The following is a 21,016-nucleotide window of genomic DNA, read 5'->3' as shown; positions in this document are numbered from 1 at the left end:
CCGTTTCATTTCCGCCCGCGATTACTCGGGTCCGCGCGAGGGGGTGAAGACCCGCTCGCCCGGCGCTGATTCCCGCGACGGTGTGCGCGCGGCGTCATCGCAGCCCGCCCGCGCCGGCGCATCGACGAGGACCGCGCCGAGCACGGTGGTCTCGACCGCCTGCAACAGCTGGAGTGCGCGCCGGGCCGCACCCGATGCGGTGACACCTCGATCGCAGACCAGCACGGTCAGCCCGGCGGTGGCCGTGATCACCTGCGCCTCAACGGCATCCAGCAGCGGCGGCGCGATCACCACCACCAGGTCGGCGCGTTCGTGCAGCTGCCGCAGCAGCCGGGTGAACCGCTCCCGGCTGAGCGCGGTGAACGGATCGTCACCGGTGCTGCCCGGTGGTAATTCCCGCAGATACGAGTTGCGGGTCTGGACCAGCACGTCGCCGAGATCGGCACGGCCGGCCAGTATTTCGGCCACGCCCGCGCCACTGGGCCTGCGCAGATCCGCGTGGACCAGAATCGTGCGCACGCCCTGGCGCGCGCGTTCCTCGGCGATCGCGCGGGCCACGATCTCCGCGCCCGCACCCGCTCCGGGTTCGACCACGGCCACCGCCGCCCGTTCCGCCGGGGTGGCCAGCCCGACCGCGGTCACCACCTGTTTGAGTGCCCGATCCCGTTCCGCCGCATACTTCTCCGATTCGGCGGGCACCACGGCGAGCGCGGTCATACCGACCTTCTGTTGGATGTCGCCGGCGGTCCGCAGCCGCCGTGACACCACCCCGAGCACCAGCGCGAGCAGACAGCCGATCAGCAGCCCGCCGACGCCGTAGGACATGAGGGTGGGCCAGCGCGCCGGATCTTTGCGCACCACATCCGAGGCCAGCTGCAGATCGATGAGCTTGTTCGAGGTGTCGGCATTGATGCGGTTGATCGCATCCTGCATCTGGGTCAGCGAGACATCGCTCACCACGCCATTGGCGGCGCGAATATCGTCGAACGGTTTGCGCACCGCGGCGATTGCGGCATCCTGGGCGGCGCGCAGCCGGGCATTGATCTCATCGCGAAAAGCGGTGCCCGCCTTGGTCGCCGCGTCCTGCGCGACCTGCGGCTTACTCGCCGTGGCCTCGATATAGAGGATCGGACTCGACGCCACGGTACGGGCGGCCAGGGTGACATCGCTCGGCAGGCCCGTACTGGATTTGAGTTTCGCCTGATACGCCGGATCACCGAAGTACTGCGAGTAACCCACCGACAGCACCGCGTCCTGATCGGGGGCGCGGTTGGGTGAGCCGACCGTCATGGCCACCCGGCCGGTGTACGTCGGCTGCGCACCGAGCGTGCTCACGAATCCGAGTGCCACGCCGATAGCGGTGATCGCCAGCACCAGCCATTTCCGGCGCCAGATCCGTTGCGCGTGAACTCTTGCGGCGCTGTTCAATTCGTCTCCCTCGAAGGCCCGGGCTCCGCGTTCCTGGGTATCGCGGTCCCGTCGGCGTCGTTACGTCGTCGGCGTGGTGCGAGCCGGGCCGCCAGCCGTGCGAAGCCGCGGACCACATCCGGTGCGAGCACCGACAGCACCAGCAGGTAGATCACCGTGAAGGCGACCGTGTCCAGGATCAGTACCCCGATCGCGAGCAGGATCGGCCGCGAATCCGCTTGCAGCACTTGATGTTCCAGGTACCAGGTGGCCGCGAGGGCCAGCGCGGCGGCGGGCAGCGGCGGGCCGACCGCGCGCACCAGCGCCAGCAGCGGTATGCCCATGGCCGAGCGGGCCAGCGTGGTCACCAGGGCGGCGACCACCAGCATGGTCCCCGAGGTCGCGAGCCCGACACCGATCAGGCCGTAGTACTTCACCAGCACCAGCAGTAATCCGATACCCAGTACGATCTCGGTCGCGGTCTGCCAGTTCAGCAGTTTGGTGCGGCCCACACCCTTGATGGCTTCCTCACTGACGCTCATCCAGGCTTTGCCCAGACCCAGCCCCGCCATGGCCACCATGAGCGCGCCCGCTTCGCGCCAGCGTTCGCCGAAGACCACCACCACCGCCGGTTCGCCGAGCGCGATAATCAATCCGGACAGTGCCGCCGCGCCCACCGTGGTGAGCCGGATGGCTCGCAGATACGCGGCCTCCATCCGCTCCGGATCGCGCTCCTCGGCGATTCGGGCGAATGCCGGAAACAGCGAGAACGCACCGACTTCCACAATGAACCGCACCGGAATCTGCGCGATGCGCTGCCCGTAGCGGTAGTGCCCGAGCGCCGCCGAACTCAGCCCGCGCCCGACCACCGCCGCCTCGACGGTGCTCTGTACCCGCGCGCCCAGCATGTTCACCACGACCGGTGAGCCATAGCGCGCCAGCTCCCGCCACAGCCGGAAGGATGCGCGCCCGCGCCCCGGCCGCCAGCGGGCCAGCCACCATACCGTGACCACCCAGACCACATAGGAGGCATAGCTGCCGATGACCATGCTCCAGACGCCGAAGCCGCAGACGGCCAGGGCCACCGAGACGACGGCGAAGCTCACCGAGACCGCCGGGCCGACGATAATGCGGCGCTTCACGCTGAAATCGCGCTGCAGCAAGCCTTCCGGCACATTGGTGAGCGCGAAGATGAGCAGGAAACCCGACGTGGTCGCCGCGATCATCCCGATGGTCCGATTGTGGAAGATCATTCCGATCAGCGGTGCCGCCGCCAGCGCACCCACCGTCATGGCCAGGCCATTCACGAGCGAGGCGCGGAAGACGGTCTCGGCGGTGTCCGCCAACTCCGTCTCGCGTTGCACCAGTCCGGATCTCAGGCCGCCCTCCACGAAGGTGGTCAGCAGCATGGTGAGCACGGTGCCCGCCGCGAAGATACCCACCTCGGCCGGACTCAGCAGCCGCGCCAGCGCGATGGTCTGTCCGAAGGAGACCAGTTCACCGAAGGCGAGCGCCGCCGCGGAGGCGACCGCCACCCGGCCGACCTGCTTGGTGAGCGTGGATTCGCCTGCGGGCGGCCCGGATTCGACCTGCGGTGGCGGACCGGGCTCCATTCGGGTGAGCGCGGTGGGCAGGTAGATCTCGACGGTATCGGCATCGTGGATATGCCGCAGAATCAGATCGTAGGCCCGGACCGAAGGCCGGTCCGGATTGTCGCCGTCGTGTCTATGCATGCTCGATGTGCGTCCGTTCGAGCAACTCGAATAGCCGCTCGTAGACCTGCTGACTACTCGCCACCTGCTCATCCGCCCTGGCGCGCAGGCTGTCCCGCACCTCGGGCGCCTCGGCCCAGGCCGCGGTGATGGCCGCGCCGAGCCGGTCGACGAAGTCCGGATCATCGAAGTGCACCAGGCGAACCCCGCCCTTGAACATATCGTCCAGACCCAGGAACTTATCGTCGTAGTACTCCGTGGAAGTGAGCGCTACGACCGGAATGCCCTGGCTGAGAGCGAATACCGCGAGATGGTAGGCACCGGTGACCAGCACCCGGCACTGCGCGAGCTGCGCGGCGACATCGGCCGGACGGACGAATCGAGCAAGCGGCTCAGCGGGATTCGCGCTGCCGCGCACCAGCGGCACGGTGGTGGCGCGGTCCGGTGAGCCCGGTGTCTCGGCAATGATGAGCGGCACCAGCCACGTCCGGAACTCGGCGGCGGCCGCGCGTACGGCGATGCCGACACCGTCCTGTGCGCGCCGCGCCACCGGTGCGTATCGGGCCACGCGCAGGCAGACGCCGATAGCGCCGCCGAGCTCCGCGGACCGGGCAGCACGGGCGAGTTCGATTGCGTCGTCACCGGTTACGGTCACCGCGCCCGGCGGCACACCGAACGATTCCAGTAGCGCCGGGCCGCGCCGCCGCTCACGCAGGGCGATGAGTGGGAGTTTGGCCAGTACCCGCGCCGCCTGGGCCGCCAGCTCCGGATCGCGCAGCGGGCCGATGCCCTGCCCGACGAGTGCGGTGGGAATGCCTGTGTCGCTGGCGTATTCGAGCAGATCCAGGACCCGGCCGGCCTGTGGGATATCGGCATCGGTGAGGTAGCCACCACCGAGCCCGACCACGAGTGAGGCCTCGCGGACGGCCCGCGCCGCGCCCGGATGCCGTCGTTCGATGCGTGGCGCTTCGCCGGTCTGTACGGGCACGCTGTCGGTCGCGGTGTTCTCGGCCCGTTTCCGCAGCCGGTCCCGGACACGAATTGCCCTGGGCAGCAACCAGGCTCGCGACCGCAGCCAGGTCATAGCCACCGGGCCGACCACCGCCGGGCCCAGTGCCGCCGCGAGTCTTTCGCTCGGTCCCGGATCACCCCACGGGTCCCGATCGCCGACGGTAATGCCCACCGCGCCGGGAAAGTACGCCGCCACCAGAGCGGGCGATTCGGTCATGATTCCAATGCGTGCCAGCGGCCAGCGCGCCCGCAGTCGGCGCACCGTCACCTCGAGCATGGCCACATCGCCGTAGTTGCGGAGCCAATACTCACTGTTCTCGATGAGGACCCGATGCCCGGATCCTCCGCACGGCAGTCCGGTTCCCATCTTCGACCTCCCCCGGTCACGCAGCCGTGCCGAACTTTGCGTTCAACTCCGTCCGCACCGCAACAGTATCTCAATTAGCCACACCCACAACCGGTTTGCGATAGTTCGCACTCGCGTGCGCAGCGGATTTACGGCTACGCGACCGCCCGGCGCGAGATTCTCCGGTAGCGTCGACGCCATGCCGCAACTCGCCGCGGTCACCGGGTCCGCCCACCGGCGCATCGAGCTCGGCCCGGTGCTCGTCGCCGGGCATCGCGTCACCCTGCGCACCACCCGGCTATCGGATTTCCACCCCTGGCACGCGATCCGACTGCGCGACCGCGAACTCATCGAACCGTTCTGGACCACCTCCGCGCTGAGCTGGACGCAACGGCACTCCCGGGCCTGGTGGATACGGGAATATCTACGCCAGCGCCGTGCCCATGCGGCCGGTCGCGCCCTGCGATTGAGCGTATTCGTCGACGGTGACTTCGCGGGCCAGTGCACCCTGTCCCCGATCGATCGCCGCAATCACGCTGCCGAGCTGGGCATTTGGCTGGATTCGGAACGGGCCAGGCATGGCCTGGGCACGGTGGCGGGCGCGCTCGCGACCGACTACGCCTTCGGCACGCTCGGTCTGCACCGGATCACCGCGCCGGTCTGCGTCGGCAATCGTCCAGCACGGCAGGCCAGTATCCGGGGTGGAATGTCCTTGGAGGCCACCATGATTCGTGCCATGAGCGTGGGTGGGCAGGTGCGCGATCATGAGCTGTGGGCGGTCACCGCGGACAAAGCACCAACCGGTGGGTATGTGACGGCTCTCATTGCCTCCGGCGTTGCCACCGAACGCGTTTCGGCCGTGCGAGCCTCCCCGCGCGAGCGCTTGACGACGGGCTGGCGGACGGTCCGCATGGCCGCGCCCGGCACCGTACTCGTGGTCTCGGCCCGGTACTACCTGGGCACCCCGCTGCGGCGTGGAGTTCGCACCGGGATGCCACTGCCTGATGCGCTCTACACCCACGACACCGGAAATCACCCCGTATCGCTCCGAAAGCATCAGTCCCGCTTACACTCTCGGCGCGGCCCGCGCGTCCGCTACGAGGTCACCGCCGCGGGTCAACCGCTCGGTAATCTCATTCTCGACACCGTCGGCGAGCACCCCCGGCTCACCCTCGAGCTCACTCCCGACCCGGCACAGACCAAATCGGCCGCGACCGGCTTGGCGCTCCTGCTGGACTACGCGCACGACGAATTGCACCTCGACCGCATCGAAGCCCGCCTCGATCCGGACGCCACCCACCTGCCCGCCATTGCCGAGGCCGCCGGACTACGCCGCGAAGGCGTCCTCACCGGAGCCCGAATCGGGCCGGACGGTCGTTTCCACAATGTCGAACTTTGGGCCGCGATACCCGAGAAACCGTCGCGCACAAGCGCTCCCGGATAGGTAGAGTCCCGCGGTGACACAGCGAGGAGCACACGTGGGCCTGAACGTTGTCATGATCGCCACCTATCCACTCGAGCCGGGCCGGATCGTGGGCGGTATCGAATCGGTGACGAGCACCCTGGTACCCGCGCTGGCCGCCCGGGACGAGATCGACACCCTGACCGTGCTGCGCTTCCACAATGGGGAAGCGCCGGTGCACACCCGTCGCGAGGGTCCGAAAGTGGAGATCCGCTATCTGCGCGGCCAGAGCCGACTGGGCGTGGCCACCGGCTCGTACCTCGATGTGCGCCAAGCCCGCAAGATCATTGCCGAACTGGCCCCGGATGTGGTGCACGCGCAGGAGATCGGCGTGCGCGGCGATATCGCCACCCAGATCAGCCGCAACACCATTGTCACCGTGCACGGGCTGGTGCATCTGGAGACGAAACTGCAAGCGCGCGCGAGCATCAAGGAGCGGGTGCGCTACTACCTGGTCGAGGCCATGGTCCGCCGGGTGCTGCGCCGCGCCAAGGTCGTCATCTCCATCTCCGACTACGACGCGAAGGCGCTGACCGGCCTGGTGCGCGGCGAGCACATCAGCATTCCCAATCCCACGGCGCCGGAGTTCTTCGCCCTGGCCCCCTCGGCGGAGACCGAACCCCGGCTGCTGTTCGCCGGGGTGCTCTCCCCGCGCAAGAATCCCGAGGGCCTGCTCACCGCGTTCGCGCTTGCGGTACAACAGGTTCCGAAGGCACGCCTGATCATGGTCGGCCCGCAACCGGACCCCGGCTACGCGCGCACCATTCGCGAGCACGCCACCGCCCTCGGCCTGGACGAGCACATCGAATTCACCGGCATGGTCGACAACGACCGGCTGCGCGAGGAGATCGCGGCGGCCCGCGCGGTGGTGCTGTTCTCCCAGGAGGAGACCTCGCCGACGATTCTCGCGCAGGCCATGGCCGCCGGGAACCCGGTCATCTCCTCCCGCGTCGGCGGTATTCCGGAGATGGTGACCGAGGGCGAGAACGGCTATCTGGTCGCACCCGACGATGTCACCGCCTTCGCCGCGCGCATGGTGGAACTGCTCGAAAACCAGGAACTGGCATTGGATCTCGGCCGCAGGGGGCATGCGAAGGCGCTGGAGAAATTCGAGCCCGATGCCGTGGCGCGCCGCACGGTCGAAACATATCTCCGGGTCGCCGGGATGTAGAGGACGTCGTGCAACCCAACGGGGGAAACATCGTGACCGCAGCACAGCAAGAATTGAACTGGACCGGCGCGAAGGTCCTGGTGACCGGCGGGGCCGGATTCATCGGATCGCATCTGGTCGAACTGCTCGTCGCCGCCGGGGCGCAGGTGACCGTACTGGACAATTTCGCCTCCGGCAGCCGGGACAATCTGGCCGGGGTGATGGACGCAATCACCCTGCGGGAGACAGATATTCGGCGACTCGACTGGCAGGAGTATCTCACCGAACATCCGGCCGATGTGATCGCGCATCTGGCCGCCAATGCCTATGTACCGCCCTCGGTCGAGGATCCCGCCTTCGACTGTGAACTCAACTTCCAGACCACCTTCCGGCTGCTGGATGCCCTGCGCGCCCGGCACTGGCCGGGCCGGCTGGTCTTCGCCTCCAGCGCCGCCGTCTACGGCAATTCGGTGCACATCCCCATCAGCGAGGACGATCCCACCGTGCCGATCTCCCCGTACGGGGTGGGCAAGCTGGCCGCCGAACGCTATCTCGCGGTCTTCGCGCAGCTGTACGGCCTGAATATGGCTTCGGTGCGGTTCTTCTCGGCCTTCGGGCCGCGCCAGCGCAAACAGGTGGTCTTCGATCTGCTGGCCAAACTGGACCGCGATCACGAGCGCCTGTTCATCCACGGGGACGGCACCCAGGTGCGGGATTTCCTATTCGTCGGGGATGCGGCGCGCTCGGTCATGATGGTGGCCGCCAACGCACCCCTGCGCGGTGAGGTATACAACGTCGGCGCGGGTCGCGAATACACCATCGATCAGCTCGCCAAATCGCTGTGCTCGATCACCGGTCTCACCCCGGATTTCGACTACAGCGGGAGCAATCGTCCCGGCGATCCGGAGAAGCTGGTCGTGGACATATCCCGTTTGAGCGCAATCGGATACGCGCCGCTCACGGACTTCGACCAGGGGTTGACCAGCACTGTAGCCTGGTTCGAGTCCTTGACCGGCGCCAGTTGGCGCCGCCGAACACAGGAGTAGCCCGTTGCGGTTTGCCCGCGCTCTCGGCATCGTGCTGCTCTCACTGCTGGCGGGCTGCGGCGACACCGATATCGCTCCGATGTCGCCCAGCATGACCACCGCCGATGTCGAACCCTTGGTGGCGGACCGCTTCGTCGGCGATTTCGAGACCGGCAATTTCGACCAGTGGGCGAATTGCCAGAACGTGGTGGTGCGCAGCGCTCCGTGCTCGAGCTACCACAATCCGACCGGCCGGATGGAGGTCGAATCCGCAGTCGTCCGTCAAGGCCGGTACGCCGCGAGATTCGAAGTGCACCAGGGTGATACGCCCGCCCTGCTGTGCTGTGGCGCGCGCGCCGAGGTGAGCGGCGAGGAGGCCACCCGCTCCGAGGAGGGCGACGACCGCTGGTACCAGTGGAGCACCCGTTTCGAACACGGCTTCCCCGCCGATCAGGGTTGGACCGTCCTGTCGCAATGGCATGCCGACGAGGACGGCCCGCCACCCCTGGCCGTCGCGTCGGGACCCACCAATGTGGGCATGAACCGCTGGGGCGTAGTGGTATCCACCTGGGATGCCCCCGGTCGCCCCGGCCCCACCTACACCCCGTGGAGCACCGATCTCGTCACCGACTCGTGGATCGATATCAAACTGCATGTGAAGTGGTCGATCCATGACGAGATCGGCTTCATCGAACTGTGGATCGGGGGCGTCCCGCAGGTCTTCGACGCCGACCCGTGCGCCGGCCAAACCCGTTGTATGGTGCGCACTCTCATGCCGCGCGGCGGGGGCACCTACTTCAAACAGGGCTACTACCGCGATCCCGCGATCAGCGCACCCGGGGTGGTATTCCACGATGGCTTCACCGCGGCGAAGAACGAGGCCGCGCTCGCGCCGCTATAGCGCCCGGCCGCGGCTCACCGCACCGATCGACTTGGCGATCATGAGCAGATCCAGTAGCGCCGACCAGTTCTCCACATACGAAAGATCCAGGCGCATGGCATCTTCCGGCGTCAGATACGAGCGTCCGCGCACCTGCCACAGCCCCGTCACGCCCGGCCGCACCAGCAAACCGCCCACCGCATCGGCGTGCAGCCGAAGCTGCGGGCGCGGGCCGACAATGCTCATCTCCCCGCGCAGCACATTGAGGAACTGCGGAAGCTCATCGAGGCGATATCGGCGAATCACCCTGCCCACCGGCGTCATTCGCGGATCCGTACCGAGCCCGAGCAGCGCGTCGATATGCACCCCGGCCTCGGCGTACATACTGCGGAACTTGAACATGTGGAACGGCCGACCGTCCCGCCCGATCCGCTCGGACAGGTAGAGCACCGGGCCGCGGCTGGTGGCCTTGATCGCCACCGCGATACCCAGCAGCGCCGGTGCGATGACGAGTAGCGCCAGCAGTGCGAAGCAGAGGTCGAAGGCGCTCTTGCGAATCGACTTGGAACGACCGTATTGCGGCTTCTCCACGTGTAGGACCGGCATATCGGCCACGATCCGATGGGTGAGCCGGGTGCCCGCGATCCCCACCAGGCTCGGAGTCACCAGCAGTTCGATACCCAGTTCATCCAATTCCCATGCCAGGCCACGGAAGTCGTCGAGGCCGAGGGTCTCGGTGCGGGTGATGGCCACGGCTTCCACACCGGTCGCCCGCGCGGCCTCGATCACCGCGCGCGGTCCACCCACGCCGGTGCACACGCCGATCACCGCATAGCCATTGCCGGAATCGCGGGCGAACACGGCCGCCAGCTCCTGTGCCGCATCGGGATTGCCGACCACCAGCAGCTGCGCGCGATAGGCACCCTGTGCCCGCTGGCGCGCCACCCAGCCGCGCCACAGCGCCCGCTCGGCCAGCAGCCCGCAGCCGCCCAGCAGAAGCGCGACAATCAGATAGCCCCGCGAAATGCCCAGGCACAGCAGCATGGAAACGATCACGACCGCGCCGAAGAACTTGAGCGATACCGCGACCACTTGCCGGTATTCCTCAGTGCCACTGCCGATCGCGCGCAAAGCCATGGTGCCGGTGAGTGCCAGCACCGCGGTCCAGGCCGCTACCAGCACAATCGATACTGCCGTGTAGGGGACCCCGATCGGCAGTGCGCCGGATGATCCTCCCACACAACCGATCTGGGCGATGGCCACGGCGATGCCGAGCGTCGCCAGGTCGCTCGCAGCCAGCCTGCGGGCGTAATCACCTTGCCGCCGTTGCCTATCCGAGCGCGGTAGCGGTCTGGTGAACCGGCCCGCACGTACGACGCGGCCGGCGGAAGTTTCGAAGCTCATGAACGAACACACCTCCCCCACGGGAGAACTCGGTTCCGATCCCCACTGATCAGTTCCACAAAACGGGCTGAGGTCGGTCCCTGGACATACCGCTGGGGCCGCCGACTAATTCGGTGGTAAGAAGCCGAATGTTACACACCCGGAACACGTACGACGTCGAAAACTGTGGGCTACAAATGTTTCCAGCGGATTGCCGGAAGCGTCGCGACCGGTTTCCAGTTCGTTTCCCCCGATATCCCCCTATTGGCAAACCACCTGGTTGTACCGCACGATATCGCAGTGCCTCGAACAACGTAACCCTTGAATTGCAAGACTCGAGAGTTAGCCGACCGGCTACCCCGTTCTGCGACTCGCAGGAATCTGCTTCATTGTTGCCCTCCGGTCACCCGCGGAGCACCGCTGTGACCGCCAAACCTGTTGTAACGTAAGGCCGGATCGGGCCGACCTCAGTGCAGCCCGGTTCGCCGCCGGGCCCGGTTCCGGTGAAAGGTGGGGATTTCGCGTGCAATGTCGTCTGTGTTCCGCCAGTGCTCTGTTGAGTGTTCTCAATCTTGGTGCGACGCCACCGTGCGAGAAATTCCTCACCGCCGAGGAGCTGGACCAGCCCGAACCCACCTTTCCATTGCATCTGCGGGTCTGTGAGAACTGTTTACTGCTACAGATCCCGGCGCTCATCACCCCCGCCGAGACATTTACCGAATACGCCTACTTCTCCTCTTTTTCGGACAGTTGGGTACAACACGCCAAACTGTTCGTCGAGGAGGCTACACAGCGCCTGCGCCTGGGCGGCGACTCGTTCATGATCGAAGTCGCCAGCAACGACGGCTACCTGCTGCAACACGCGGTCGCCGCGGGCATACCCTGCCTGGGCATCGAACCCTCGGTGAATGTCGGTGCGGCAGCACGGGAGAAGGGCGTACCGACCGAAACCGCCTTCCTCGACGAGGAACTCGCGGCCCGGGTGCGCGCCGAGCACGGACCCGCGAATCTCGTTGTGGCCAACAATGTTTATGCGCACATACCCGACCTGCTGGGTTTCACCCGCTCGCTGCGGGCGCTGCTGGCCGATGACGGCTGGCTCTCCATCGAGGTGCACCACGCGCTGAACCTGGTGGCGCTGGGGCAGTTCGACACCATCTACCACGAGCACTTCCAGTACTACACGGTGCTCTCGGCCCAGCGCGCGCTGGCCACCGCCGGCCTCACCGTGGTCGATGTGGAACTGCTTCCCACACATGGTGGTTCGCTGCGCATCTGGGCGCGGCCCGATGCGGTCGCCGAACCCGGCGAACGAGTCGAACAGGTCCTGCGCACCGAAGCCGAGGCCGGATTACATGACGTCGCAGGCTATCTCGCGCTGCGCCCACGCACCGAGTCGGTCCGCCAGGAGCTGCTGCGCTTCCTGCTGCAGGCCAAGGCCGACGGCAAACAGGTCGTCGGCTACGGCGCACCGGGCAAGGGCAATACCCTGCTCAACTACTGCGGCATCCGCACCGACCTGCTCGCGTACACCGTGGACCGAAACCCGTACAAGCACGGGCGATTCACCCCCGGCACGCGCATTCCCATCCACGCGCCCGAGCGCATCGACCAAGACCGGCCCGATGTGGTGCTGGTGCTGCCCTGGAACCTCGAGTCCGAGATCACCGCGCAACTGCGCCACGTGACCGGCTGGGGCGGCGAGATCGTATACCCGCTTCCCACCCTCCATCATGCAGAGAGCCCGGCGAAATGAAGGTTGTACTGTTCTGCGGCGGTTACGGCATGCGCATGCGCAACGGCACCGAGGACATCATCCCCAAGCCCATGCAGATGGTCGGGCCGCGCCCGCTCATCTGGCATGTCATGCGGTACTACGCGCACTTCGGGCACAAGGACTTCATCCTGTGCCTGGGGTACGGGGCCGCGCACATCAAGAACTTCTTCCTCACCTATCAGGAGTCGGTCTCCAATGACTTCGTGATCCGCGGCGGGAAAGTCGAACTGCTGCAATCCGATATCAGCGACTGGACCATCACCTTCGTCGATACCGGGGTGGAGTCACCCATCGGCGAGCGACTGCGCCGGGTGCGCGAGCATCTGCACGGTGAGCCGTACTTCCTGGCCAATTACGCCGATGTGCTCACCGACGCACCGCTGGATCGGGTGATCGCGGACTTCCGGGCGTCCAAGGCCGCGGCCTCCATGATGATTGTGCCGCCGCAGTCCTCCTTCCACTGCGTGGATGTGAACGCCACCGGCGAGGTCAAGAACATCACCCCGGTGTCCCAGCTGCCCATCTGGGAGAACGGCGGCTACTTCGTGCTCACCCAGGAGATCTTCGAACATCTGCCGCCCGGCGGCGATCTGGTCGAGGACGCGTGCGGGGCGCTCGCCGCGCAGGGGCGGCTCTTCGGGTATCAGCACCACGGGTTCTGGAAGCCCGCCGACACCTTCAAGGAGCGCGCCGAACTCGACAGCGGATATATGCAGGGCGATCGGCCGTGGATGGTGTGGGAGCAAGCCAAAGCATGATCCGACTCGATACGGGAGCGGTGCGGGAGATCGCACTGCTCGCCGCACACTGCGACGATCTGGCCATCGGACTCGGCGGCACCCTGCTGACTCTGGCCAATGCCGTTCCAGGACTGCGCATTCGAGCGCTCGTACTCACCGGCGCGGGCACCGAACGCGCCGGTGAGGAAGAGCGTGCCTTGGCCGCCTTCTGCCCGGGCGCGGAGCTGGATCTGCGGATTCTGGATGTGCCGGACGGCTATGCGCCGGCGCACTGGGAGCGCGCCAAGAACGCGGTCGCGGCCCTGCGCCGGGGCGGCAATCCCGATCTGGTATTCGCGCCGCAGCGCGGTGACGCCCACCAGGATCACCGGCTGCTCGCCGAGTTGACGCCCACCGAGTTCCGGGACCAACTGGTGCTGGGGTACGAAATCCTCAAATGGGAGACCGATACCCCGCAGCCCAGCGTCTTCCACCCGCTGCCCGAGGGCTACGCCGAACTCAAGGCCGAGCTGCTTCTCAAACACTATCCGTCACAACGGGATCGGGACTGGTTCGACGAACAGTCCTTCCTCGCGCTGACCCGGCTGCGCGGCGTGCAATGCCGCGCCTGGCACGCCGAGGCATTCCTGCTCGACAAGGCGACCATCACTTTCGGAGGGGCATGAGCATGCGCGTACTCGTCACCGGGCACGAAGGCTATCTGGGGACGGTCATGGTGCCGGAGTTACAGGCGGCCGGACATGACGTAACCGGTTTGGACAGTGGGTTTTTCGCGGATTGCATACTGGGCGACGCACCGGAGCCGCCGCCCGGAATCGCGGTGGATCTGCGCGATGTCACGGTCGAACAGCTGGCCGGATTCGATGCCGTGGTTCATCTCGCGGCGCTGTCGAACGATCCACTGGGTGCGCTCGCGCCGCAGATCACCTACGACATCAATCATCACGCCTCCGTGCGCCTGGCCCGGCTGGCCAAGGCGGCCGGGGTGCGCCGGTTCCTCTACGCCTCCACCTGTTCGGTCTACGGTGCGGCCGGGAACGGTCTGGTCACCGAGGACGCGCCGCTGCGGCCCCTCACCCCCTACGCCGAATCCAAGGTGCGAGTCGAGGACGATGTGGCCGCCATCGCGGACTCGGGCTTCTCCCCCGTATTCCTGCGCAACGCAACGGCTTTCGGCTTCTCACCGCGACTGCGCGCCGATATCGTGCTCAATAATCTCGTCGGGTACGCGGTGCTCACCGGCGAGGTGCGAGTGCTCTCCGACGGCACGCCGTGGCGGCCGCTGGTGCACGCGCAGGATATTGCCCGCGCCTTCGCCACCTGTCTGACGGCCCCGCTCGAGGCCATCCACTGCCGGGCCTACAACGTGGGCACCGAGACCAATAACCTCACCGTCGCCGAGATCGCGCAGGCGGTGGTGGAAACGGTGCCGGATTCGAAGCTGTTGATCACCGGTGAGAGTGGTGCCGATCCGCGCTCATATCGGGTCGACTTCTCCTATGCCAGAAAGGAACTCGGCTTCGAGGCGGCTTGGAGCATTCCGGACGGCGCGGCCGAACTGTATCGCGAATACACCGCGCGCGGGCTCACCTCCGACGCCTTCTTCCAGCGGTTCACCCGGCTGGCCCACCTGACCTCGCTCAAGGAGTCCGGCGTGCTGGACGACGAACTCCGCCGGATCGGAGCCTGAATGGGATTACAGCCCGAAGGCCGCGAGCAGCTCGCGCCACGAATGCGCCGAGGCATCGCGGTCCGAGACCACCGTGACCGGCTGCGGCCACTCGATCGCCAGATCCGGATCGTCGTAGGCGATACCGATATCCTCGGCCGGATCATGCGCCCGATTGATGCGGTAGCAGACATCGGCGACCGCGCTCACCGCCTGGAAGCCGTGCAGAAACCCCGGCGGCACATACAGATTCCGGAAATCGCTGTCGTCGAGCAGGAACGCTTGCTGCCGCCCGAAGGTCGGCGAGTTCGGGCGGATGTCCACCAGCACATCGTGTACCGCGCCGTGCGCACAACGCACCAGCTTCGCCTCACCCCGGCCCGCCCGGCCGTGCATACCGCGCACCACGCCGCGATAGGACCGGGACTGCGAATCCTGCACGAAGGCGGCCGAGAAGCCGGGCTGCTCCAGGTAGGCGTCGAACTCCTCGGCATCGAAGGTGCGGGTGAACAGGCCGCGGCCGTCCCGGAACGGCTCCGGGGTGAGCACCAGCACGTCGGCGAGCTCGGTTGTTTCGATGCGCATCAGGTCATCGTGCCATGAGCGCCGAGATGCCGCGGGGATGCCGCGCCTGTGGAGCGGCCGGGCTGGTACGGGTGCTGGATCTGGGCAAAATGCCTGCGGCGGACGACTTTCCGCTGTTGGACGCACCCGACACCCCGCCCAATCCGCTGGCCATGGATCAGTGTCCGGCGTGCGGACTGGCGCAGCTCGCCGAGGATGACACCGTCACATCGGAGCCACGCGGGGTGGAGCCGCAGGCATTACGCGATCAGGCCGCCGCGGCACTGGTCGAAGTGGACGCGGCCGGGTGGCTGAACGCGCACACCGCACGCGAATTCGGCAGTCCGCACGGTGGCAGTTGGCTACCGCTGCTGCAATCGCGCGGCTGCACCGTGACCGAGAAGCCGGCCGATGTGGTGATCGACTGCTTCGGCATCATGCACGAGCCCGATCAGCGCGCGGCCTTCCATGAGCGGGCCGCAGCGACGGCGGCCGATGGCGTACTGCTGCTGCAATTCCACTCCCTGGCAGCGATTGTCGGCCACGGTCAGTGGAATGCTCTGCGGCACGGCCACTTCGCGTACTACACACTGCGCACCCTGCGGCTTTTGCTCGCCGCGGCCGGGATGCGGGTGGCGGCGGCATGGGAGTTCGGCCTGTACGGCGGAACGGTTCTGGTCGCCGCGGTACACGGTCCAGCCGAACTCGGCAGTGCCCCAGCCGATCCGGTCGTGAACCGAATTCTCGATGCCGAATCCGCGTTGTTCGGCACCGATTCCGAGACCGCGGCGATCGCGGTGCGCACCCTGCAGCAGGCCGCCGACGACCAGGGGCGCACCCTACGCGCCTGGCTGGAACGCGAAAACGCCTCCGGTCACCGGGTTTTCGCGTACGGCGCGGCCTCGCGGGCGGTAGCCTTGCTGCATCTGGCGGGTGTACACCGAAGTCTGCTCACCGCCGTCGCCGATGCCTCGCCCGCCAAGCAGGGCCGCCGTATGCCCGGCACCGATGTTCCGATTATCGCGCCGTCGGAACTCGTTGCCGCACAGCCGGATCGGGTCCTGCTCACCTTGCCCGACCTACTGCCCGAAGTCCGAACGCAGTGGCCGGAACTGGAGGGGAGGTGGGTACTGAATCCAACCGTGCACGACTGAGCTGGACGCATAACGCAACACCTGATGAGGGCAGTACCTGATGAGGGAATGGGGAACATCATGAAGAGCTCCACGCAGCGCGCAACCGCGCGCACCATGGCCGTCGCGGCCGCACTCACCGTCGGCCTCGCCATGGGGACCAGTGTCTCCCTCGCGGGGGTGGACAGCAGCAGCTCGATCCTCGATCACCAGCAGCGCACGGTCGAGGCCATCCTGTCCGATACGCACGTCAGCTTCGTGCCACCGCTGGACGGAAATCCGCTGAGTCGTGAGTGGTTCCACGACGGCAGGGCGGCATTCCGTATCAGCGGCCCGGATGCCTCGAGCTGGAGTGGCCACATCACCATGGGCTACCAGGTGGGCTATCCGGCCACCCTGGACGGGCGGATCAAATTCCAGTGGTGGACGCCGAGCCTCGGACTGGAGATCGGCAATGATCCGAAGATCGACGTCAACAGCCTGATTCCGCAGCTCGGCCTCGAATTGGCGGTCGGCTTCGGACCCGGCATCCAGACCGTCGAGGCCGCGGGCGGGGATATCTCCGGCGCGGACGGGTACATCCAGATGTCCGGCTTCCACGGCACCGTCACCGGTGTCCTCGGCCAGACCACCATCCGGCCGTGGGTCAAGATCGTCTCCGGTAACGGTGACAGCGTCACCACCTACGGTCCGCTCTGGACCAACTGATTTCTGTTCCCGGGCAATACTTTTCAGCGTAGTAGCTCCGGGCGGCGCAGCAGGGCAGCCGCCGCCCGGATACGCACTCGATGCAGGGCCGCGCGCACCAGCCGCAGATCACCGCCGAGCACCGCGCCGCGCCCGATCAACCGTGGATACTCCCGGCCCAGCCGATGCTGGAAACGCAGCAGCTGCGCGATCTTGGCGGCGGTGCCGGTTTCGCCGTACCGGTTGAACCGTGAATCCCGCCAGGCGGCAAGGCTTTCCGACATGCCGTAGAACAGGCCGAAGGCGCTCAGCCGGGCGATCAGATCCACATCCATGGGCAGCGCCGGATCACCGCGGAACCCACCGACGCGCTCGAAATCCTTGCGCCGGAACATGGCCGTGGCGGTCGGGCCGAAATCGGCGGGGCCGCGCCGCACAATGGTGCGCAGCAGTGTCCGGGAATCGCGCTGCCCCAGCAGATTCGGCAGCCCCAGCCCGGTCTGCTCGACCCGACCGTCGGCGTCGACGACCTGAAACTTCGAGGCGCACACCGCGATACCCTGATCGCCCATGACCGCCACCTGCTTGTCCAGCGAGCCCGGCAGCAGGATGTCACCGGCACAGACGACCTTCACCAGGCGGCCGGTGGCCAGCGAAACGCACTTGTTCCAGTTCTCGCCGATGGGTAGCGGCACCCGATTGCGTACCACGCGCAGGCGTTTGTCATTGAACGAGTGCGCCACCCGCACGGTGTCGTCGGTGCTGGCATTGTCCAGCACAATCACTTCGAAAGCGGTGTCCTGCTCCAGAATCGAGCGCAATGTCGCGCGCAGAGTACGTCCGGAATCGTGCACCGGGACGCATACCGACAGGTTGGCCATCGTTCCCCCTGAGCTGGTGCGGTGGGTTAACGGATCGGCGCCGGTCGCTGCTCCATCAGCCGGAACACTCGGTCCAGGCCCGCGCGAACGGAATCGATCTGCTCGACAGCCCGCTGCTGCAGCGTATCGCGCAGCTCCGGCGCGGACTCCCACAACTCCCGGACCGCCAGGGGCAGTTCGGATTCCAGGTCGTCCACACCCAGCCGCACGACCCGCAAGCCGGCGCCGAACATATCGGCCAATCCGTAGAACCTGTCGTCGCAGTACTCCGATGCCGTTACAGCAACCGCCGGAATACCCTGCGAGAGCGCGAAAACCGCCAGGTGATAGGCACTGGTGACCAGTACCCGACAACGCGATACCCGGCGAGCAACCTCCTCGGCGGCACCCGAGCGAGCGATCGCGACCGCGCCCGGCACCGTGTGACCGAACCGGTCGTACTCGGAATCACGCAGGCACACGCCCAGATCCGCGCCGATCTCCGCGCGCCGCATGCGGTAGGCGAACTCCACGGAGTCATCACCGGTCACCTCGACACGCTCGGCCGGGACACCGATCTCGGCCAGCAGCTTCGGGCCGCGCAGACCCTCGCGCAGGGATATCAGATCCACCCCGGGCAGCACCTCGAAGGCACGGCGCAACAGCTCGCGATCGTGGATGGGACCGATACCCTGGCCGATCATGGCGGTCGGAATGCCTAGGGCCCGAGCGTGTTCCAGCAGATTCAGGGTGCGATGCGCCTGGTACAGGTCGATATCGGCGAGATACCCGCCGCCCTGCGCAATGACGAGATCGGCCTCAGTTATGGCGGCCGGAACCGGTGGCAGCGGCGGCATCCCCGCCGGGGTTTCCTTACCGATGAGGGCTTGCGCCTCGAAGCGGAGCCGATCACCGACCCCGCGCAATTGCCGCAGTGGAGCTTCGGTCGCCTCGCGCCACTTCAGCGCGGTGGGGCCGGTCACCTTCGCCGCGGTCAACTGCTCCAGCTGACCGGCGAAACCGCCTCTGCCCCACTGCCATCCACCGCCGGCGTGTATGGGTTCGGCCTCGGGAAGCACCGCACGCAATACGCGCGGCTCCGCGGTGAGCATACCGATCCGGGCATGCGGCCAACGCTCCCGCAGTCGTTGCACCGTCATGATCATCGTGGCTATATCACCGCGATTGTGTAACCCATACTCGCCGTTCTCGACCAGTATCTTCAATTCCCCGCACTCGCTCTGCTCGCCCTGCCAAGCACCCGAACGCAGCGAATCTATCTTATGGACCGGTTACGCGCACAGTTTCACCCCTGCGCGCACAACGCCGCATCGACGACCTCGTCCAAGTCGGTATTGCGGGCACGGGCGCCCAGAATATCGGGCAGCTGATTCATACTCACGGTCACCGAGCGCTCGGCCGTCGCACCGCCGTACACGAAAGTGCCGTGCATGGTCCCGCCATGGCCCCACGCCTGGATCCCGCACGAGGTGGTCCAATGGAACAGTCCCAGCCCGAAATCCTCCGACCTGCGCCAATCCCCACTCGGCACCGTGCGCTGCATCTGCGCCAATTCCGCCGCGCCCACCACACGCCCCTGTAGCAGCGCCATGAAGAAACGATTCAAATCCGCGCCCGTGGAGACCATCGCCCCATCCGGCAACCCCCACCCGGCATCGATATCGGTGATATCCACCAGATTTCCGTCGAAGTCGTGATAGGCCCGCGCATGCGGCCCCCGAATCACCTGCTCGGCGGGGTACAACGGCCAGTAGGTATCCAACAGACCGAGCGGAATCAGAATCCTGCGCGTCACCTCCACGCCGACCGGCAGCCCGGTCACCCGCTCGACCACCTGGCCCGCGATCAGATAGTTGGTATTGGAATACCCGGACCGCTCCCCGGGCTCGAAATCCTTCGTCTTGTCCAGGCCCAGCCGAATCAACTCACCGACCGGCTTGGGCTGCTGCAGCGCGGCCACCGAGTCCAGATTCAGATCCGTCAGATAGTCGGGGATACCACTGGTGTGCTGCAACAGATTTCGAATGGTGATCACATTCCCATCGCCGCCCGGGCCCTGGACCACCCCTGGCAGATAGCGCTCCACCGGGGCATCCAGATCAACTCTCCCCTCGCCTACCAACTGCAGCATCACCGAGGAGACAAAAGCCTTCGTATTACTGGCGATCCGCACCTGCGCGTTGTCGGGGAACGGTGCGTTGGAACCGAGATCTCCTGCGCCGCTGTTGATCTGGAGAATTCCATCGCCCTCGGTGAGTACCAGTTGCGCGCCGGGGACTCCAGCTCCGGAGACGCTCTCATCCAGGCCGGTCTGCAGGCGGTCCTGCAGGGAGGCCGGTTCGGCTGCGGTGGATCCTGCCGTGAGGAGTACCGCAGTGACTGTGACGGCCAGGAGGGCGATGGTTCTGGGAATGGGCGGCATCTCGTCCTTTGGTTGTCCCCCGGAGAGGTATACGCGTGCGGGCTAAGACGGGTTCGATTCGAGTTCTGTGGCCGACCCATGTCGGTTCGGGTGGGGATGGTATTGCTTTGCCCAAACGGGCTGCAGAGCAGAACTGGCAGTGTGGTTGCTTCGTCTGCCGTACCCGATTTTAGCTCCCCCATCAGGCGGGGAGCTGACACTTCCTGACGGGGGGCCTGGTTGTGGTTGCGTTCAAGGACAAGACCCGAAAAGACAAAAACCCGAAAAGACAAAAGACGCCTGGACAAGAAGGGCCTAAAGGCCCAAAAGACAGAGAACCGGACACCCCCGTTGGGATCGGACAGCACGTCTGGGATCGAACAACACTGACAGGGGCTGTTCGAACCACATGCGCGCTGTCCCGTCAGAGTCCACCCACCCGAAGCGGACAATTCAGGCAAGGTGGCGCATCCTAGGGGGACCGCGCACACCCCTACCGACTCATCACACCCCGTCTCATTGCGGCACACCGCGTACAAGGGGTGTGCCGGTGAGACACGGGGTGTGATGGCTTCGGAGGGTGGGGGATTTGGGGGTTTTGGTCTTTGGGGTTTGGGGTTTGGGTTTTTTGCTCGAGATCGGGACCACGGCCGCCCAGCCCGGCTGGGTCGTGAGTATTCGCGCCCAAAAGGGGGAGCGAAAGCCGGGTACGGCAGACGAGGTTCCCACACCGAAAAATCGTGGCCATCCTCCGAACCCCGCCGGAGGCCGAAGGTGATCCGCCCGAG

At 66.4% G+C, this 21,016-nt stretch carries 18 protein-coding genes; 10 read left to right on the top strand and 8 right to left on the bottom strand.

Features of this window, described 5'->3' with window-relative positions; translation table 11 throughout:
* Positions 1-21: 21 nt before the first annotated feature.
* From GFY24_RS12575 to GFY24_RS12565, 3 genes are read right to left on the bottom strand one after another with little or no spacing between them, the layout of a single operon-like run.
* Entirely contained in the window at positions 22-1,428 is a 1,407-nt protein-coding gene (locus GFY24_RS12575; protein WP_153805227.1) for a polysaccharide biosynthesis tyrosine autokinase, read from the bottom strand.
* Positions 1,425-3,140: an oligosaccharide flippase family protein gene (locus GFY24_RS12570; RefSeq protein ID WP_194852844.1), complete on the bottom strand. Its 1,716-nt coding sequence runs from the start codon at positions 3,138-3,140 to the stop codon at positions 1,425-1,427. Before GFY24_RS12570 ends, GFY24_RS12575 begins: the two co-directional genes overlap by 4 nt.
* Positions 3,133-4,497, bottom strand: coding sequence for a polysaccharide pyruvyl transferase family protein (locus GFY24_RS12565; RefSeq protein ID WP_153805225.1), 1,365 nt, complete (start codon positions 4,495-4,497; stop codon positions 3,133-3,135). The genes GFY24_RS12570 and GFY24_RS12565 overlap by 8 nt, the downstream gene beginning before the upstream one ends.
* A 178-nt stretch (positions 4,498-4,675) precedes the next feature.
* Between GFY24_RS12565 and GFY24_RS12560 the strand changes: the two genes are divergently transcribed.
* From GFY24_RS12560 to GFY24_RS12545, 4 genes are read left to right on the top strand one after another with little or no spacing between them, the layout of a single operon-like run.
* Positions 4,676-5,920, top strand: a complete 1,245-nt coding sequence (locus tag GFY24_RS12560; RefSeq protein WP_194852843.1) for a GNAT family N-acetyltransferase — start codon at positions 4,676-4,678, stop codon at positions 5,918-5,920.
* 13 nt (positions 5,921-5,933) lie between these two features.
* Positions 5,934-7,109: a glycosyltransferase family 4 protein gene (locus tag GFY24_RS12555; RefSeq protein ID WP_153805223.1), complete on the top strand. Its 1,176-nt coding sequence runs from the start codon at positions 5,934-5,936 to the stop codon at positions 7,107-7,109.
* An 8-nt stretch (positions 7,110-7,117) separates the two neighbouring features.
* Positions 7,118-8,134: an NAD-dependent epimerase/dehydratase family protein gene (locus GFY24_RS12550; RefSeq protein WP_375336035.1), complete on the top strand. Its 1,017-nt coding sequence runs from the start codon at positions 7,118-7,120 to the stop codon at positions 8,132-8,134.
* 4 nt (positions 8,135-8,138) lie between these two features.
* On the top strand, positions 8,139-9,014 hold the full coding sequence (locus GFY24_RS12545) for a polysaccharide lyase (RefSeq protein ID WP_153805221.1): 876 nt from the start codon (positions 8,139-8,141) through the stop codon (positions 9,012-9,014).
* Here GFY24_RS12545 and GFY24_RS12540 read toward each other — a convergent pair.
* On the bottom strand, positions 9,009-10,397 hold the full coding sequence (locus GFY24_RS12540) for a sugar transferase (RefSeq protein WP_153805220.1): 1,389 nt from the start codon (positions 10,395-10,397) through the stop codon (positions 9,009-9,011). The two genes, GFY24_RS12545 and GFY24_RS12540, sit on opposite strands and share 6 nt — an antisense overlap.
* Positions 10,398-10,899: 502 nt before the next feature.
* Between GFY24_RS12540 and GFY24_RS12535 the strand changes: the two genes are divergently transcribed.
* The 4 genes from GFY24_RS12535 to GFY24_RS12520 are packed head-to-tail and all read left to right on the top strand — an operon-like array spanning position 10,900 to position 14,583.
* Complete coding sequence (locus tag GFY24_RS12535) at positions 10,900-12,132, top strand: class I SAM-dependent methyltransferase (RefSeq protein ID WP_309230768.1); 1,233 nt, start codon at positions 10,900-10,902, stop codon at positions 12,130-12,132.
* A complete protein-coding gene (locus GFY24_RS12530; protein WP_153805219.1) occupies positions 12,129-12,911 on the top strand; it encodes a glucose-1-phosphate cytidylyltransferase in 783 nt (260 codons plus the stop codon). The genes GFY24_RS12535 and GFY24_RS12530 overlap by 4 nt, the downstream gene beginning before the upstream one ends.
* Positions 12,908-13,558, top strand: coding sequence for a PIG-L deacetylase family protein (locus GFY24_RS12525; protein ID WP_153805218.1), 651 nt, complete (start codon positions 12,908-12,910; stop codon positions 13,556-13,558). Before GFY24_RS12530 ends, GFY24_RS12525 begins: the two co-directional genes overlap by 4 nt.
* A gap of 2 nt (positions 13,559-13,560) precedes the next feature.
* Positions 13,561-14,583 carry an NAD(P)-dependent oxidoreductase gene (locus tag GFY24_RS12520; protein WP_153805507.1) on the top strand — a complete coding sequence of 341 codons (1,023 nt, stop codon included), beginning with the start codon at positions 13,561-13,563 and terminating at the stop codon, positions 14,581-14,583.
* Positions 14,584-14,589: 6 nt separating this feature from the next.
* Here GFY24_RS12520 and rfbC read toward each other — a convergent pair whose 3' ends face one another.
* Positions 14,590-15,147, bottom strand: coding sequence for a dTDP-4-dehydrorhamnose 3,5-epimerase (gene rfbC / locus GFY24_RS12515; protein ID WP_153805217.1), 558 nt, complete (start codon positions 15,145-15,147; stop codon positions 14,590-14,592).
* Positions 15,148-15,161: 14 nt separating this feature from the next.
* Between rfbC and GFY24_RS12510 the strand changes: the two genes are divergently transcribed.
* The gene (locus GFY24_RS12510) at positions 15,162-16,280 is read left to right on the top strand and encodes a methyltransferase domain-containing protein (protein ID WP_228566255.1); all 1,119 of its coding nucleotides are present in this window, start codon (positions 15,162-15,164) and stop codon (positions 16,278-16,280) included.
* 60 nt (positions 16,281-16,340) lie between these two features.
* The gene (locus GFY24_RS12505; protein ID WP_228566254.1) at positions 16,341-16,967 is read left to right on the top strand and encodes an MspA family porin; all 627 of its coding nucleotides are present in this window, start codon (positions 16,341-16,343) and stop codon (positions 16,965-16,967) included.
* 23 nt (positions 16,968-16,990) lie between these two features.
* On the opposite strand, the gene GFY24_RS12500 is transcribed toward GFY24_RS12505, so the two are convergent.
* The 3 genes from GFY24_RS12500 to GFY24_RS12490 all read right to left on the bottom strand — a co-directional run bounded on the left by GFY24_RS12500 (position 16,991) and on the right by GFY24_RS12490 (position 20,249).
* Positions 16,991-17,827 (bottom strand): glycosyltransferase, encoded by an 837-nt coding sequence (locus GFY24_RS12500; protein WP_153805216.1) that lies wholly within the window; start codon positions 17,825-17,827, stop codon positions 16,991-16,993.
* Positions 17,828-17,853: 26 nt separating this feature from the next.
* Positions 17,854-19,032 carry a polysaccharide pyruvyl transferase family protein gene (locus GFY24_RS12495; protein ID WP_228566253.1) on the bottom strand — a complete coding sequence of 393 codons (1,179 nt, stop codon included), beginning with the start codon at positions 19,030-19,032 and terminating at the stop codon, positions 17,854-17,856.
* A gap of 80 nt (positions 19,033-19,112) precedes the next feature.
* Positions 19,113-20,249, bottom strand: a complete 1,137-nt coding sequence (locus GFY24_RS12490) for a serine hydrolase (protein WP_153805214.1) — start codon at positions 20,247-20,249, stop codon at positions 19,113-19,115.
* Positions 20,250-21,016: the final 767 nt, after the last annotated feature.

It is taken from the genome of Nocardia sp. SYP-A9097 (assembly GCF_009649815.1).
In the GTDB taxonomy this organism is placed as follows: domain Bacteria; phylum Actinomycetota; class Actinomycetes; order Mycobacteriales; family Mycobacteriaceae; genus Nocardia.
Note: the sequence above shows the minus strand (reverse complement) of the source record. Positions and strands in the feature narration are given on the sequence as shown.

What these genes read in the sequence shown, in the direction of transcription:
- GFY24_RS12505 (WP_228566254.1), top strand. Translation starts at nt 16,341, where the DNA reads ATGAAGAGCTCCACGCAGCGCGCAACCGCGCGCACCATGGCCGTCGCG.
- GFY24_RS12525 (WP_153805218.1), top strand. Translation starts at nt 12,908, where the DNA reads ATGATCCGACTCGATACGGGAGCGGTGCGGGAGATCGCACTGCTCGCC.
- GFY24_RS12540 (WP_153805220.1), bottom strand. Translation starts at nt 10,397, where the DNA reads ATGAGCTTCGAAACTTCCGCCGGCCGCGTCGTACGTGCGGGCCGGTTC.
- GFY24_RS12530 (WP_153805219.1), top strand. Translation starts at nt 12,129, where the DNA reads ATGAAGGTTGTACTGTTCTGCGGCGGTTACGGCATGCGCATGCGCAAC.
- rfbC (WP_153805217.1), bottom strand. Translation starts at nt 15,147, where the DNA reads ATGCGCATCGAAACAACCGAGCTCGCCGACGTGCTGGTGCTCACCCCG.
- GFY24_RS12565 (WP_153805225.1), bottom strand. Translation starts at nt 4,497, where the DNA reads ATGGGAACCGGACTGCCGTGCGGAGGATCCGGGCATCGGGTCCTCATC.
- GFY24_RS12500 (WP_153805216.1), bottom strand. Translation starts at nt 17,827, where the DNA reads ATGGCCAACCTGTCGGTATGCGTCCCGGTGCACGATTCCGGACGTACT.
- GFY24_RS12490 (WP_153805214.1), bottom strand. Translation starts at nt 20,249, where the DNA reads ATGCCGCCCATTCCCAGAACCATCGCCCTCCTGGCCGTCACAGTCACT.
- GFY24_RS12570 (WP_194852844.1), bottom strand. Translation starts at nt 3,140, where the DNA reads ATGCATAGACACGACGGCGACAATCCGGACCGGCCTTCGGTCCGGGCC.
- GFY24_RS12520 (WP_153805507.1), top strand. Translation starts at nt 13,561, where the DNA reads ATGCGCGTACTCGTCACCGGGCACGAAGGCTATCTGGGGACGGTCATG.
- GFY24_RS12560 (WP_194852843.1), top strand. Translation starts at nt 4,676, where the DNA reads ATGCCGCAACTCGCCGCGGTCACCGGGTCCGCCCACCGGCGCATCGAG.
- GFY24_RS12510 (WP_228566255.1), top strand. Translation starts at nt 15,162, where the DNA reads ATGAGCGCCGAGATGCCGCGGGGATGCCGCGCCTGTGGAGCGGCCGGG.